The sequence below is a fragment of the Flavobacterium plurextorum genome (assembly GCF_002217395.1).
GTDB lineage: Bacteria > Bacteroidota > Bacteroidia > Flavobacteriales > Flavobacteriaceae > Flavobacterium > Flavobacterium plurextorum.
Map to the genome: position 1 here is coordinate 1 of NZ_MUHD01000003.1, position 16,390 is coordinate 16,390.

Consider the following 16,390-nt stretch of genomic DNA (forward strand, 5'->3'; position numbering starts at 1 on the left):
GGAGTAAAATCTTCATATTTAAAATCTTTTCCGTCTGCTCCGTTTGTTCCAGCAACACCTTGTGATCCTTGAGGTCCATTGATTTTTGTCCAAGTACCATCAGCATTTTGAACATAAACATCTCCTGTCGAATTATCAGTATATACGTTAACTCCTTCTCCAGGATATCCTTGCGATCCTCTTTTTCCAGGAGCACCGTTTCCTCCGGCCAATCCAACTTGCCCGTCTTTTCCGTTTTCTCCGTTGATTTTTGTCCAAGTACCATCAGCATTCTGAACGTAAACATCACCTGTCGAATTATCAGTATATATGTTCACTCCTTCTCCAGGATATCCTTGGGATCCTCGATCTCCAGGAGCTCCAGCTCCAGCAGCAGTTCCTACTTGACCATCTTTTCCATCAATACCGTCTTTTCCGTTTTCTCCATTGATTTTTGTCCAAGTACCATCAGCATTTTGAACGTAAACATCTCCTGTTGAATTATCAGTATATACATTAACTCCTTCTCCAGGATATCCTTGGGATCCTCGATCTCCAGGAGCACCGTTTCCTCCGGCTAATCCTACTTGTCCGTTTTCTCCATTGATTTTTGTCCAAGTGCCATCAGCATTTTGAACGTAAACATCTCCTGTTGAATTATCAGTATATATGTTCACTCCTTCTCCAGGATATCCTTGGGATCCTTGATTTCCAGGAGCACCGTTTCCTCCGGCTAATCCAACTTGTCCGTTTTTTCCGTTTTCTCCATTGATTTTTGTCCAAGTGCCATCAGCATTTTGAACGTAAACATCTCCTGTTGAATTATCAGTATATATGTTCACTCCTTCTCCAGGATATCCTTGGGATCCTCGATTTCCAGGAGCTCCAGCTCCAGCAGCAGTTCCTACTTGACCATCTTTTCCTGGTAATCCTTGAGGTCCTGTTAAACCTTCTAAAGTAATTTCATGAGATTTTTCATTCTCATCTTTATAGGTCAAAACCTGTGTTGATGAATTATACACTAATGATGTTAATGTTTGATATGATTTTACATCTTTAGCAACTTCAACAGTCGTTATTTTACCGTCTTCACTAGAATAAGTATAAGTACCGTTTCCGTTGTTTACCAATGTTGTAACCGTTTCCTGAAAATTACCTATTTCATCTTTACTAATAATTCTTACCCATTTTACCCCATTCCAGTAGTAAAAACCAGGTGTAACATCATTAATCGATTGAGTATTATACACCAATAAACTAACTGCAGCTGTACCTACAACAGGCGCCTGAGATGAAATTTGTGTAAGTTTTATACGTGGTATTAATATACCTTTGTTTGTAGCTGTAACATCCAATTGAGAGGATTGTTCCGGGGTTAAGGTTCCTACTCCAACCTGACCATAAGATACTGTCGAGAAAAACAGCAACCCTACGAGTCCCATAAAAGTATTCTTCATTTGCATGGCTTTAATCTTTAAATTAATAAATGAACTTTTTGTTATGCTTTCAAAATTTAAATTTTACCTCAATTAATGCTCTCCTTATAATTGAAAACCAATAAGATGTTTATAGGATAATTTGTTTCTGAGAAATAACATAATTATTACAGGACAAAGGAAGATATTCCAATAGCCTGTAAACGTCAAAAAAACACCACTTTAAGACACAATTAAGACTTATAGTGATTTTTAAGCAACGAAAAAGACATTTAAGATCATTAAAATGATAATTATTTAAAATTTTAACAACATAATCATCTAATACTTAAATTACATTGCACAGACCAAGAAATTTGTAATTTAAAGGCTTGATAATTGAAAATATTTATTTTCTATAAAGGAGACAGTAAAGATCAAAAACTCATAAATAATAAAACTAAACCTACAAAACAAACTAAAACAAACTATTTTATAATAAATAGTAAAGTGTTTTGGTTCTAATTTTAAAAAGCCAAAATTGAAATTAAGAGTTACAAACAAAAACTTTCCTAGCTCTATAAAAGAACTTAAAATGCTCTTTTATAGATTATATAAATGAGAACGATTCGCACCAATTACTATATCAAAAAAAAAGTTGCCAAAGAAAAACTTTCTGTGGCAACGCAATAAAAAATTGTATCAATTATTCGACAAAACAATACATCTCTTTAACTTCTTTTAGAAGCAAAAAATCTACTATTTTTTGTCAATGTAAGTTCTCTTTCTTTTTGAAAGTAAATATCTGTATGAGTTCCCGCAACTCTAATGGCTTTTCCTTTAGCATCACGTTCAACGACTTTTCCTCGCGTCATTATCCATTTATATCTTCCGGTAGAAGTTAAAACTCTGTGTTGATTCTCAAAATAAGGTGTTTTTCCGTCTAGATGGCTATCAATCGCAGCATAGTATTTTTCAAGATCCTCGGGATGCAAGGCTCTGTCCCAAAGTTCTAAATTATCAAACATATCATTAGAATCTAATCCGAGTAATCTTAATGACTCTGAAGAATAAAAAACTACATTACTAGGTATGTCCCAATCCCAAATTCCAGCAGCCGAAGCTTCTAAGGCAATCCGACTGCGCTGGTCGTAAATCTTAGATTTGCTTTCTTCATCTCTTAAATTAGTTATAAAAGGGTCATTCAGCCTAAAAGACAAACTGCGATTAGTCTCTATTGTAGTATTTAAAGATCTGTTGTTATCACTTATTCTTTTTTGTGGTAATAAACTTTTTATTGCTGCACTAATTTTTTCTAAATTTAATTCCATTGTTATTCTTATTTAACGAATTACTGTTTTAAAAAATAATATTCAAACAGAACCTAGATACATTCTGCCTTACATTATAATCTCTTTTATAATACTTTAAAAACCAAATAAGCTTTTCAACTACATTAGTATTTCAATACAAAGAAAAGTATAGCTTTAGATAAGTTACGCCTAATAAACAATACATTAAGACATTATTGAATTCTTTATTCATTGCTTAATAATATAAAATTACAGAGGTCTTAAATAGAAAAAACCTAATCACTAAATTTGATTTTAGCCATTAGGTTTTATTGATTTCTCCAAAAATCTCAAGAACAATAATAGTAACTCTTTTAATTCATAATTGTATGCAGTTTATAAGGCATTTAATTTGACTAACAAAAGTTCTTGTACTATTAATAATTTGAGCTTATAAAATCCTCTGCTGGTTTTCTTCCAAATTGCTGAAAGTATACTCCCGAAAACAGGCTTGGTTTTGTATAACTTAATTCTCTGGATACATCTGATAATTTTACAAAACTCTCGCTTTTAAGAAGTTCATTAGCCAAAATCATTTTTTCTCTCAAAAAGAAGTTCTTTGGCGTACTTACAAACATCTTTTTAAACAAAAACTTGAATTTTGTAACCGACATTCCTGATATCTCAGCCAAAAACGACACGCCTGGAAATACACCAAATAAATTGTTCATCATATAATCTTTAGCCAAATTTAAAGCTTCGGACTCTTTATCAGATATATGATGCAGCATTGGGGTAAGGTTAGAATATCTATCAATAAATTTTGCTAATAATCTTAAACTTACTCCTTTTAAATAAATTTCGAATGCGGGATCTAAAAACGATTTGTTTTTTATGGCATGCATGATCACCTTGCTTTTACTATCGATATGATCATAAAAAAACAAAGTGTTCTTGTCGCTCTTTATTTTACGTTTCGCAGGGTTTTCTGTATCAGATTTGGCAATCGATGTGCTTAATAATTCCTTACTTACCATTAATCGCATGGCAAAAACACGATCGCCAATAACGGGTATAAAAACATTTTCTAAAGCATTATCAAAAACGCCTAATCCAAGATTGGCCTTATAACCTATCTTATGTTCTATGCCCTCAACGTAAATTAAATTCATTTCGTCACTAAAATCATAATGTATAATAAACAAATTATTATCTGATTTAAGTCTCCTTAAATGTATCTCTTGATTAAATGTTATATCTAATAGTACAACTGAAAGTCCAGGCGTTATAGTTGTAAAGAAAAATCCTCCATCAGCCAATTCTTTTGGTGCCACCAATAGTTTTTCATTAATTAATTCTACTTTAAACTGTTCTGCAAGTGCCTTTAACCAATCTGAGGATAAAGAATAAGTGTGGGTAATTTCAATCATCATTCTAAATGTTTAATTAAGACTTTTGAAAATATTTCAAGAATCTTAGGTCCCATTGTAAATGGAATCTATTTTTAAAAATTAAATTATGAGAAGGCAGGACAATGTATAATGCCATACCTTTATGAAATAATTAGAAAGAAAAAAAGAGGAATTACGAATAGAAAATGATTTGTTATTGATGGAAATAACAGCTATTCATTTGAAATTTTATCAAAATTATGAGAGAGCATAATAGTTTTGATAAAAAGTTCTATAACACAATTGTAGCAAATACTAAAAAAGATATTTCGACCTTAAATTTTACTAAATAATTATGCCGCAAATAGACATAATATTTTAGTCCAAATACGTCATATAAATACCAGAATAAGACATTTTAAGATTTTGTAATCAATAATGAACGCTTGTAATACTGATTGAATAAACTTTGAAGCGATTGTAATAAAAAATGCTGTAGTAGAATTTGTAGATAAAATGGAGTTCGTATTTTTAAAATTCTGATTTTAAAAAATCTTCATAGGGTTTTCTTCCAAATTGCTGGGAATATGATAATGAAAATTTACTTACTTTGGTGTAGTTTAATTTGCGGGCAATCTCTGATATCTCGGTAAAATTTTCGCTTTTAAGCAGCTCATTGGCTAAAATCATTTTTTGTCGTATAAAAAAATGATTTGGAGTTGTGATAAACATCTTTCTAAACAGAGATTTATACTTTGTAACTGACATTCCCGCCATTTCTGCCAGCATATCTACTCCCGGAAATCCGTCAACTAAATTATCCAATAGATAATCCTTTGTAAGATCTAAGGCTGTTACTTCTTTTTCAGGGATATGATGCAACATTTGCGCAAGATTCGAATATCTATTGATAAACTTTGCCAGCAGCCTTAAACTAACTCCTTGCAAATAGATTTCGAATGCAGGATCTAAAAAGGTCTTGTTTTTTATAGCATGCATAATAAGCTTGCTTTTACTATCGATATGATCGTAAAAAAACAGCGTGTTTTTATCGCTTCTTATTTTACGTTTATTATGATCTTTTACATTTCTATTGGCAATCGATGCGCTAAGCAAATCTTTACTTACCAGTAAACGCATTGCAAATACGCGTTCTCCCACAACTGGTTCAAAAACGTTTTCGATAGAATTGTCTACAACTCCAAGTCCAAGATTGGCCTTGTATCCTATTTTGTGTTTTATTCCGTCAATATGAATAAGATTTATTTCATCACTAAAATCATAATGTATGATATATAGATCATTATCTGATGAAAGTCTTCTTATACGAATGGGCTTTTTAAATGTTAAATCTAAAAGAACCACTGAAAGTCCGGCTGAAACTTGTGTAAAGAAAAAACCGCCATCAGCCAACTCTGGCATTACTGTTAATTTACCGTCAATTACGTCCGCGCCTTCTCCAAGCTGTTCTAAATCCTCATAGAGCCATTCAGAAGTTAACGAGTATGTATGACGAACTTCTAGCATTATTCCAGTTGTTTAACAAAGTCTTTAGGTGACATCCCAAAAAATTCTCTGAATTTTGCAGCAAAGTAGGAACTGTTTGTAAAATTTAACCGATCAGAAACCTCTGCAATATTAAGTTGTCGTTCTTGTAAAAGTCGCTTTGCTTCTACAAGTTTATTGTTTAAGAAGAAAGAGTTAGGTGTCATTCCAGTGATCTTTTTAAACAATTTTTTATATTTAGAATCTGACATATTTGCTTGTTGTGCCAGAAATTCGATACTTGGAAATAGTTGATTCAAATTTTCTACTAAGTAAGATTGAGATTTTATAATATGAGTCAGATCGTATTCATTAATTTTATCAATTACAAGTTCCTCATAAGTCATTTTTTCTATATATTCGGCTAATAGATTCTGAACCGTTCCTCTTAAATAAAGATCAAACACAGTTCCTCCCACTTCATGATTGCGCAAATTCATTAAAAGATTATAACTATCATTGCTCATTCTGGTAAACTTAACAATGGTATTTAATTCTGGATTTAGAATTTCATCAGCATGTTCTTTTAATGAGGGGTTATCCTGAAAATATTCTTTTATAAGATCCTTTTTTATAAAAATACAAACAGCAAAAGTTTTGCTTCCTTCCTTAACAATATAATCTGAATGCAAAGTACTGTCCAAAATTGCCAGGTTGTAATTCCATCTTCCAATAGGATTCGAAACATCATCAGATTGTACAATAGCTTCTCCTTCGGTAAGGTTATAATAAAGACCTACAAAATCATCTGTTTTATTCTCTTGTCTTAAATGAATTTCTGAATTGTAAACAACATCTACATAAAGAACCGAAATACCAATTCCTAAATCTAAAACATATCTGTTTCCAGTATGAATATGATCCGGTACTATAATAAAATTACCTTCAACCCTTCCTTCAAATCCTAAAGCAAATGGTTCTACCCAATCTAATTCTACTCCGTAGTGGTGTGTAATTTTTTTCATTCTATAATTGACATATTTTGGTACTACTTTTTTTACTAACAAAAATATATATATTTTTATTTACTTTTTTAATCTGTCAATTATTTCAGATAAAATTTAGTAGAATTTTTATGTTTTTTAGAATAAAAACTAAAATATTACAACGAAAAACGCTCTTGATAAAGATTTTAGGCGTTCCTTTCTTAGAAAATAATATCTTATTTCGGATTATAAAGCATGGCTGTACACAAACAGTTTTTTCGCTCTTTATTCATTAAAATAGAGCAATTAACACAAGATTTACAATTCTCCCAAAAAGCTTCATCGGTGGTTAATTCAGAATATGTGACGGGTTCAAAACCAAGTTCATGATTCATTTTCATTACTGCAAGTCCAGTAGTCAGACTGAATACTTTTGCTTTGGGATATTTTTGACGGCTGAGCCAGAAAATTTTCTGTTTAATTTTTTTTGCAAGTCCTGTATGTCTGAATTGCGGCGCTACAATTAATCCGGAGTTAGAAACATATTCACCATTGTTCCAAGCAGAAATAAACGAAAAACCAGCCCAAGTTCCATCTGATGCAAAAGCAATAACAGCTTCACCCTTTTTCATTTTTTCCTCAAGTAGTTCTGGAGAACGTCCTGAAATTCCTGTTCCTCGAGCTAAAGCTGATGAAAGCGTAGTATCACAAATTTCATTTAACCAAAATACATGGTTCACATTTGCAATTTCGATTGTAAAATTTGGTGATTCTTCTATACTTTTATTATTGATTGATAAGACTGTTGATACAGAAAGTAAAAAGTCTTTGCCTAAAAAATCTAAAACAGGTTGTCGGGTTTTCATATTCTATTTAGCTTATTGATTTAATTAATAATGCTGCTATAAAATAATATTTCCAAAACATATACCAATTCTGGCATTACGCCCCTTTCGAACGTGTTACAAGCTGTCTTTGTTTAGTTTGACCCCATTAATGAGGTTTTTATAAACGAATGAAAGTCCTATCAGAATGATAAGATTATATCATTTTGATATTGCTGTAAACAAAAAATGATGAGATTTAAAATCTCATCATTTTTTCCTTTTTTAAGTCGAAAGCAAACTCTTATAATACTTTTCTACATCCTTCCAATGATAATATGGCGCTTTGTCTGTTTGAATAGTTGGAACCAATATTTCTTTTTCATGCAAAAGAAATTTCACAAGAATATCATCCGATTTTCGTTTCCTGAAAAATACAATTTGTATGTTCCCTGCCATTGGTGCAATTTTAAAACTACTCCAAGCTTCATAAAACTTACTCGAATCTGAAATGCTATTATAGCTTCCGTCTAAATGAAGCAGCATTGCTAACGGAATTAAATTACCATCATGAGCAAAACGCAATGTCGCTCCTTTTCCTTTTGATGCAATAATCTTGTTGGCGTTTTCAAGAATATTTTTCAGAGTAGGTTTTTGATTTTCAAACATAATACAATTGTTCACAGCTGCATTTGCATCATTTACATACAACCTATAATTGCTTGTCTGCCATAAATCAAACAGTTCTTGTTTTTCGAATAAATCATAAAATGACAACTTTGTTTCGGTATTTTGCATTCCTCCTGCAATCGCAAACAACTTTTTCATGAGATCATCAGGATTCACCTTCTTAAGGATATAATCGCTGTTTGAAAACAAAGAATTTACCAAACGATCTGGTTGGGTATGAGCGGCTTCAAATTTTAAAAAGTCTTCTTTCCATGTATCTTTAGCACTTCTAAAAGCAATGGCTTCTTTTGTATGATAGTTTAAATATTGCTGCCATTTGATACCTGCATTTCTAGAGATTTGTAAGTTTGGATTAAACTCTTTTATCCGTTCGCAAAAAGCATCCATGCTTAGTGCAACTCGCAATACTGATGTTGCACTTGCCTCTACTTGAGCCTCTTTTGCAAACACTTTAGGATAATTTACGTACATACGTTCCGCGATACCTCTTTGTTCTCTTTGTCCTAGCGGAGAAAGATCGCCGCCTCTAAATTCGACTTCAGTCCAAAGCTGTTGTAAACGTTTCAAAGCATCTTTACCTAAATCAGTTAAAGCTCCATTTTTAGCAGCGTCTTCAAATAAATTAATAACGTCTTTATAATCATTATCACTTATTAAATATCGAGAACCATGTCGTCCAAAATGACTAATATAAAATGCTTCATAACCTTTTGGCACCGGCGTAAAAGCTGTAATATCTTTTGCAGGATATGCGTAATGCACGCCAGCAGTTTTCTCGGGAGTATCAAACAATTCCTGCGGAGTTGTCTGCGCAAGAATAAAAGACAAATTAACCAGTGTAAATAATAATGATAAAGTAGTTTTTCTCATTTTGATTTAGTTTTGAAAAGTAAATATATTCCAAATACTAGAAACCAACTACAACTGATTAGGTCATTAAATTATCATTAACAATTTTACAATTGCGGCCTGAGAAAATTAAATACTTTCCGTTTTTCGCAATCGCATCCAAACATAACCAAGTGCAAGAAAAACCATCACAGCACTTGCGTACATAAGCATCGGAATTTTTGCAATTACATCCTGATACATCCATCCCGCAATAAGAGCTCCAAGACCAATTCCTGCCTCAAGTGCAATGTACATTGTCGCCATAGCTTTGCCTCGATGATCAGGAAAACTCATATCGACAGTCCAAGCATTAAGAGCTGGTGAAACAATTCCTGTTGAGATTCCGTACATCGCTGCACCTATTAAAAGTCCGCTGATCGATGTTGAAAATCCAACTATGATCAATGATATAATTAAAAAGAAAAGTCCAATTCCTATTAAATGCAAACGCCCGTATTTATCAGATGCTTTTCCTGCTCCAAAACGAATCATTACCGAAGTAATTGTAAAAACCATAAAAAACAAGCCTTTATTGGTTATTCCTAGATGCTGACTCCAATCAGGAATTAATGTCAATATTACTCCATAAGCCATATAAGAAAGAAAAGTTACTATAGCCGCTGGAAGCACTTCTACAGCAATAATGTCTTTTCTAGAAATCCTAAGAATACGCATACTAAAACGCTGTTTGTGTTTCAACGTTTCTTTCATATTCATTAATATTACAATTGACAAAAGCGCAAAAACCGAAGACGCATAGAAAAGCATATTCATAGACGAATATATCTTAATCGTACTCCCAATCGCCGGCCCTAAAGCCATTCCGATAGAAAAACAGAGTCCGTGTAAACCCAAAGCTTCTCCCCAACGTTCTCTCGGAACAATATCAGCAACATATGCTGCTGTAGCTGTAGGTTTAAATCCTGTTGAGAATCCGTGAATTAATCGCAAAAACAAAAAGCCGGAAACTGTTCCTAAAACAGGATAAAGAATACCGCAAACAAAACATACAATAGAACCAACTGCCATAACGGGAACTCTTCCTAAAGTATCAGTCAATCGACCGCTGAATGGTCTTGAAATTCCAGCCGTTAATGTAAAAAACGCCACAATTAATCCTTTATACTCTGCTCCGCCCATTTTGCTCAGATATTCTGGGAGTTCAGGAATCAGCATATTGAAACTGGCAGAAAAGAGTAATGAACTTAAACAAACTAATCCAAACTGAAGATTGTATATTGGATGAACGGCTTTAACAGGGGAATTCATGAAGTAATTTTAAAAGTGCAAAGATAGATAAAACTCCTGCTTCAAGCTAATCGATAATTCTTAATTAAAAAGAACAAACACTTATACAAACCAAAATAATCCTAATGTTTTCATAATTTGTCTGTTTCTATAAGGGTTAGAAAACTTCAAAATCCCTATATTTACTTTTTTGGTTATAAAACCTAACTGTACAAATACTAATTCATGCAGGTAAAAACCAATTAATTTTAAGCAGTCAAGATGAAAGAATATACCATAGCAGCAGGATCATTAGCTATAGAAAATAATCCTGTGTCAAATGATAAAATATTAAAAGCCGATTTATTACCTAATGCTAATTCTAGATTAGATTCTATGGAAATGAAGGAAACTCCTCTTTCTGATTCCGATATTCCATATAGAGATTTAACAGATGCAGCCAGTAAAAAAGAAAGTATTGCACGATTGATTGACAAGCTGGATGTTGAAAAAAACATAAGATATCAAAGAACTGTAGAAGATACTTATTGTAATGTCTATTCTTATGATTATTGCTGGTTTTCTAAAGTTTATCTGCCAACGGTTTGGTGGACGGATGAAGCTCTCGAAAAGATAATGAATGGACAAGAGGTTGAAGCTGTTTTTGAAGAAACTGTTGATCGCATTTACTCTAGTGCTATACACGATTGGTTTTTACAATGGGGTTCAAATTTTGGCTGGGAAAGAATGTATAGTCCTGATGAAATTCAAAATAAGGTAAATACTAATGGCGGAATCGGAATAATCTGCGCGAAAAGAAGAGAAAAAGGACTTTCTGGACATATTGTTCCTGTTGTTCCCGAAACTGATTTGCACAAAGCTTATCGAGAGAATGGAATGGTGATTTATCCGCTGCAATCGCAAGCTGGAAAGCTGAATTACAACTACTTTTCGGAAGTTAGAAAAGATTGGTGGAATGACGAATTATATTCTTCTTATGTCTTTTATTACCATGAATAAAAAAGCATTTGAGCTTTATTTTAAAACCCTAAAAAAACATATTCATTTCCATTGCATTAACAGCTTGGAAATAATCTAATTATTCACTACTTTTGCAGCTTAGAAAAAAACAAGTATTGCAAAAGTTTCATCTGCGCCATACTTCAGCTTAAATTATTGATATAAAAGCGATTAATAACAAGACCTATTTTATAACCCAATTATAAAATTTTATTTTTTAATCTCTCTTTCGGTCGATATAAATGCAGAATTTCTAAACTATAAAATTCCTATATTTTTAAAAGTAAACGAAAAACTTTTATAATGGAGGCAACAATAATGCTTAATCCGTTACAAGGTTTCTTGCCCCTAATTTTAACAAAATTAGGTTGTGTTTACATATAAAAAGTATCAATCTAAGAAAAGTTACATCAACCATAAAAAAGAAAAAAAGTATAAATGAAAGACAATCAGACAAAAAAATATTATTGGGGAATTGGATTAGAAAACGAAACCTATTTGCAATTTGAAGATCCCTTAATAGTTTCTGGTGAATTTATACAAGAAAAAATTGGTTTTGAGAAATACAGTATTGATTATAGAAAATGTTATAAACCAGAAAGCCTTACTCCTGTTTTAAAAAAAGCTTTTAACTTGAATGAAAGTTATACTGTGAGCCGAATGATGAATAGTCATTCTTTGGAAAAACTCGATATAAACTATCAGCACAAAACATTATCACCAATAAAGTCATTAAGCAATACTGAAAATGGTGAGGTAAGCACGCAGCCGCTAGAAAACCCTGATTATCTTGGAAAATCGATCATGGAGCTTTTCCTAGAAGATCAGCCTTATAATATTCAGAGTATGATTACTCAAAGAAACAAAACGATGGGATCTGTTCATTTTGATGGTGACTCTATCGAATTTGTGACTAAATATTTTGAAAACAGAACAGTTACTGATTCTTGCAAAGAATTAAAAGCAACGAAAAAACTGTTTATTGATAAAATTAATGAATCACGTGTATTGAACGGAAAATTAAATTTTCCGGATTACAATAATGGACTTAATATGTTTATGACAAATCAGGAAAATCTGGTTTTGTTTAATAACGGAACGTACCATTTTCATATTACTTTGCCATCATTAACAGAAGACAGCAGAATTGTAGATTATAATGATTTTGAAAAAACTCATGCCAATGCTATTTATCTACTGCAATGGTTTGAGCCGTTTTTTATAGCTACTCTTGGAAGTCCAGATATTATGGGAGTAATAAGTGATACTTACAGCATGGACAAAAAATTTACTTTGGGTTCTATGCGAAATGCAATGTCTCGCTACATAGGTGTGGGAACTTACAACAAAGCGATGCCAAAAGGTAAAATCCTGACTTATAAAGTTGATGATTTTAGAAAGTTACTAAAATTTAAAAAGGAGGAAAATATTTGGTGGCGTGATCAAGTTGAAGCTGAAATGGAATACGAAATGCTTTCTGAAATTGGTCTTGATTTTAATCAGGAAAAAATGTACCAAAGTGGTTTTGAATTCAGAAGTTTTGACGAATTTCCGGCACAATACTTAAATGATGTTCTTTTCTCGATTATTTTAATCTGCGAACATTCGTTAAACTTACCTGATGTACAATGGGCGCATGACAGCAAAGCGTGGAATAATCTCGTTTTTAAAACTTTAAAAATGGGTTATTCAACTGAAATCAATGAAGAGGAAAAAAATGAAGTTTTAAATTTACTGCAGCTGTTAAATCCTTCAGATGAAAACTATACTAGTTTAAAAGCTGAATTTGAAGCAATTGTAATGCTTGATGAATTCTTCTTTAAAATTCTAGAAGTTTTACATAATACATACAAAGACAACAATGTTTGCTTGGATGCTATGTACGGACAAAAAACAAGCTTTCCTCCTAAATGGAACAACTTTAATAAATATCAAACAGAGAGACATTTAAAACAAATAGGTTCTTTCTGCGAGAATTAAAAACTCTTTACACTTATAAAAAAGCGCTGATTTCAATTTGAAAATCAGCGCTTTTGCTTTCTAGTTACACTTTATAAAAAACTATAATAGAGGCAAAATTATTTCTAAAAAAAAATGAGCCTGATATAATATCAAGCTCATTTTAAACGGAATAACTGTAATAACGTGTCCTTTTATTTATAATTCTTGGACAAAGATAGGTTTAGAGAACTAAACGGTTAAAGGCTCCGCTTTAAAACCTTTACTTTTAATAATAGCAACTATTTCTTCCTCAGTTGCTCCTTCTGATTGAACGGTAAGGATTTTATCCGCATTATCAGTATCTACGTTCCATTCGCCAATACCTTTGGTATTATCCAAGTCCGATTTTACTTTTGCTACGCATCCGCCGCAATTAAGGGTTGTTTTAAATTGAAGATTTTTATTTTCCATTTTGTATGATGTTTTATGATTATTTGATACAGCAAATTTCCGTCATTTACACCTCAATCTGCTTACACTATTCCTTGTTTGATTTGTGATATTTACTGATTGTTTAAAAAAGGTTCTGAGGCTTTAAGGAACAAAGGTTCAAAGGTTTTTACATATCTTGTTATTTATAGAACTTTATTAAAAAAAAGACCTCATTTCAGCCTGCTTCAAAAATTGCAATGAAGAGAAAAAATGAGGTCAATAAATAAATCAATTAAACTAAAAGTTAATATAAAAACGGCGGCATATAAATTAGGAAACCGCCGTTTAGCAAACGCATCAAGGTGTTTACTTTTTCCATTTTAAACGCAAGCTGTTACTTACTACACTTACACTGCTTAAAGCCATTGCTGCTCCAGCAATCATTGGGTTTAGCAAGAATCCGTTTATTGGATACAAAATACCTGCCGCAAGAGGAATACCAATAAGATTATAGATAAACGCCCAGAATAAATTTTGTTTTATAGTTGCAACAGTTTGTTTAGATAAACGAATCGCTTGAGGTATTTTATTTAGATCCGATGATATAATCGTCATCTTTGCCACATCCATTGCAATATCACTTCCCTTGCCCATTGCGATACTTACATCAGCTGTTGCCAAGGCTGTACTGTCATTTATACCGTCACCAACCATAGCAACAACTTTACCTTGCTGCTGTAATTCTTTTACAAAATCGGCTTTGTGCTGCGGCATTACTTCTGTTTTGTAATGTTTTATTCCGGTTTGCTCAGCAATAGCTTTTGCAGTAGCTTCATTATCACCAGTCAGCATATAAAGTTCAATACCCATATCCTGCATATTTTTAATAGCCTCTACAGATGTTTCTTTTATTTTATCAGAAATTGCAATAACCGAAAGCGCTTCTGTACTGTTGGCAAACCAAATTACAGTTTTAGATTCTTTACCCCAAGCATCAGCTTGCTCCAATAATGAATCAGCAATCGTAATATTATTTTCAGTCAATAATTTTTTATTACCTACAAAATAGGTTTCGTTATTATAAGCTGCTTTTGCTCCTTTACCAGTAATACTGTCAAAATCTGATAAAGTCACACTTTGCACACCTTCTAATTTTTTTACAACGGCTTCTGCCAAAGGATGCTCAGATTGCTTTTCGATACTCAATAATATATCTTTTGTTACATCATTATTATCTAGCCATTTAACACCTGTTACTTGTGGTTTCCCTTCCGTAATCGTTCCAGTTTTATCTAAAACAATAGCGGTAACTTTTCTAGCTAATTCTAAGCTTTCAGCATCTTTAATTAATATTCCATTTTCAGCTCCTTTACCTACTCCAACCATAATCGCTGTAGGCGTTGCAAGACCTAAAGCACAAGGACAAGCAATAACTAATACTGTAACCGCAGCCAATAAAGCTTGCGCAACGGCATTATCTCCTCCTAAAACTATCCACGCAATAAAAGTTAGTATCGCTATACCAATAACGATTGGAACAAAAATACCCGCAATCTTATCGACTAATTTCTGTACAGGAGCTTTACTTCCTTGCGCATCTTGTACCATTCTAATGATTTGCGCAAGCATCGTTTCTTTACCTACTTTAACACCTTTAAACTGAAAACTTCCTTTTTGATTTATTGTTCCAGCAAAAACCTTTTCGTTCTCCGTTTTCAATACAGGAACAGGTTCACCGCTCAGCATGCTTTCATCAACATACGAATTTCCAGAAATCACTATTCCGTCTACAGCAATTTTCTCACCTGGTTTTACTAAAATAACAGCGCCAGCATGAACATCTTCAATAGCAGTTTGTTTTTCTGTTCCGTCAGGCTGAATAACCATTACGGTTTTGGGCTGTAAACCCATTAATTTTTTAATTGCTGATGAGGTATTTCCTTTCGCTTTTTCTTCTAATAATTTACCAAGAAGAATGAATGCAATAACAACAGCCGCTGCTTCAAAGTATACATGAGCATGCAATCCACGCTGATGCCAAAAATCCATGAACAACATATTGAATACACTAAACAAATAAGCTATTCCAGTGCTCAAAGCCACCAAAGTATCCATATTGGCAGAACCGTGTTTTGTTTGCTTCCATGCATTTATAAAGAAATCTTTACCTAACCAAAGAATTACCGGCGTAGAAAAAAGCCACATAATTTCATTTCCATATGGCATATCCATAAAGAACATACCAATGGTTACTACAGGCAATGATAATAGAACTGCCCAAATGGTTTTGTTTTTTAATTTTTTGAAATTCTCAGCATGAATAGCTTCCAGAGATTCTTGCTGTTTGGTTTCGTCTACAATAAGCAAATCGTAACCAACGGCTTGAACCGCTTTTTGAAGTTTATAAGCATCTGTGAGGTTTGGAAGATATTCTACAGTCAGATTGCCAGTTGCAAAGTTTACCGATGCATCGACTACTCCCAATTCAAACGATACGATACTTTCTGCACTGCCCGCGCAAGAAGCACAAGTCATGCCTAAAACCGGAAAAGTGTTTTTTACAGTTGGAACACCATAACCTAAATCTCGTATCGCTTTTACAGCATTACCAACAGTTTCATTGCCTTTAACTGTAATAGCTGCTCTGCGGTTGTTTACCTCTACTTTATGAGTTTCAACTCCGCTAATCTCCGCTAATCCTTTATCTACGATTAAAGCACAGTGCTCACTTTCTACATTTTCCAGCGGAATGAAAATTGTTTCTTTATTATTATTAATTGCTGCCATAATTCATGTGTTGTAATTTACATGCAAAGT

The 16,390-nt window shown here is 32.8% G+C and carries 11 protein-coding genes and 1 pseudogene; 2 read left to right on the plus strand and 10 right to left on the minus strand.

What is annotated here, in order from left to right:
- The 8 genes and pseudogenes from B0A81_RS01130 to B0A81_RS01165 form a co-directional block, all read right to left on the minus strand.
- Positions 1–1,436, minus strand: a pseudogene (locus B0A81_RS01130) (collagen-like protein); the annotation flags it as partial.
- A 689-nt stretch (positions 1,437–2,125) separates the two neighbouring features.
- Complete coding sequence (locus B0A81_RS01135; protein ID WP_089056294.1) at positions 2,126–2,725, minus strand: PAS domain-containing protein; 600 nt, start codon at positions 2,723–2,725, stop codon at positions 2,126–2,128.
- Between the two features lie 398 nt (positions 2,726–3,123).
- Entirely contained in the window at positions 3,124–4,119 is a 996-nt protein-coding gene (locus B0A81_RS01140; RefSeq protein ID WP_089056295.1) for a hypothetical protein, read from the minus strand.
- 489 nt (positions 4,120–4,608) lie between these two features.
- Positions 4,609–5,604 (minus strand): helix-turn-helix domain-containing protein, encoded by a 996-nt coding sequence (locus B0A81_RS01145; RefSeq protein ID WP_089056296.1) that lies wholly within the window; start codon positions 5,602–5,604, stop codon positions 4,609–4,611.
- Positions 5,604–6,587 carry a helix-turn-helix transcriptional regulator gene (locus tag B0A81_RS01150; protein ID WP_089056297.1) on the minus strand — a complete coding sequence of 328 codons (984 nt, stop codon included), beginning with the start codon at positions 6,585–6,587 and terminating at the stop codon, positions 5,604–5,606. The genes B0A81_RS01145 and B0A81_RS01150 overlap by 1 nt, the downstream gene beginning before the upstream one ends.
- Before the next feature lie 197 nt (positions 6,588–6,784).
- Positions 6,785–7,414, minus strand: a complete 630-nt coding sequence (locus tag B0A81_RS01155) for a GNAT family N-acetyltransferase (RefSeq protein WP_244281201.1) — start codon at positions 7,412–7,414, stop codon at positions 6,785–6,787.
- Between the two features lie 243 nt (positions 7,415–7,657).
- The gene (locus B0A81_RS01160; RefSeq protein WP_089056298.1) at positions 7,658–8,932 is read right to left on the minus strand and encodes a histidine-type phosphatase; all 1,275 of its coding nucleotides are present in this window, start codon (positions 8,930–8,932) and stop codon (positions 7,658–7,660) included.
- Positions 8,933–9,040: 108 nt separating this feature from the next.
- Positions 9,041–10,222, minus strand: coding sequence for an MFS transporter (locus B0A81_RS01165; protein ID WP_089056299.1), 1,182 nt, complete (start codon positions 10,220–10,222; stop codon positions 9,041–9,043).
- Between the two features lie 240 nt (positions 10,223–10,462).
- Here B0A81_RS01165 and B0A81_RS01170 point away from each other — a divergent pair, with 240 nt between their 5' ends.
- Positions 10,463–11,200, plus strand: coding sequence for a hypothetical protein (locus B0A81_RS01170; protein ID WP_089056300.1), 738 nt, complete (start codon positions 10,463–10,465; stop codon positions 11,198–11,200).
- A 438-nt stretch (positions 11,201–11,638) separates the two neighbouring features.
- Positions 11,639–13,180, plus strand: a complete 1,542-nt coding sequence (locus B0A81_RS01175; RefSeq protein ID WP_089056301.1) for a hypothetical protein — start codon at positions 11,639–11,641, stop codon at positions 13,178–13,180.
- 210 nt (positions 13,181–13,390) lie between these two features.
- Here B0A81_RS01175 and B0A81_RS01180 read toward each other — a convergent pair whose 3' ends face one another.
- Both B0A81_RS01180 and B0A81_RS01185 read right to left on the minus strand, forming a co-directional pair.
- Positions 13,391–13,612, minus strand: a complete 222-nt coding sequence (locus tag B0A81_RS01180) for a heavy-metal-associated domain-containing protein (RefSeq protein WP_089056302.1) — start codon at positions 13,610–13,612, stop codon at positions 13,391–13,393.
- Positions 13,613–13,939: 327 nt separating this feature from the next.
- Entirely contained in the window at positions 13,940–16,360 is a 2,421-nt protein-coding gene (locus B0A81_RS01185; protein ID WP_089056303.1) for a heavy metal translocating P-type ATPase, read from the minus strand.
- Positions 16,361–16,390 lie beyond the last annotated feature (30 nt).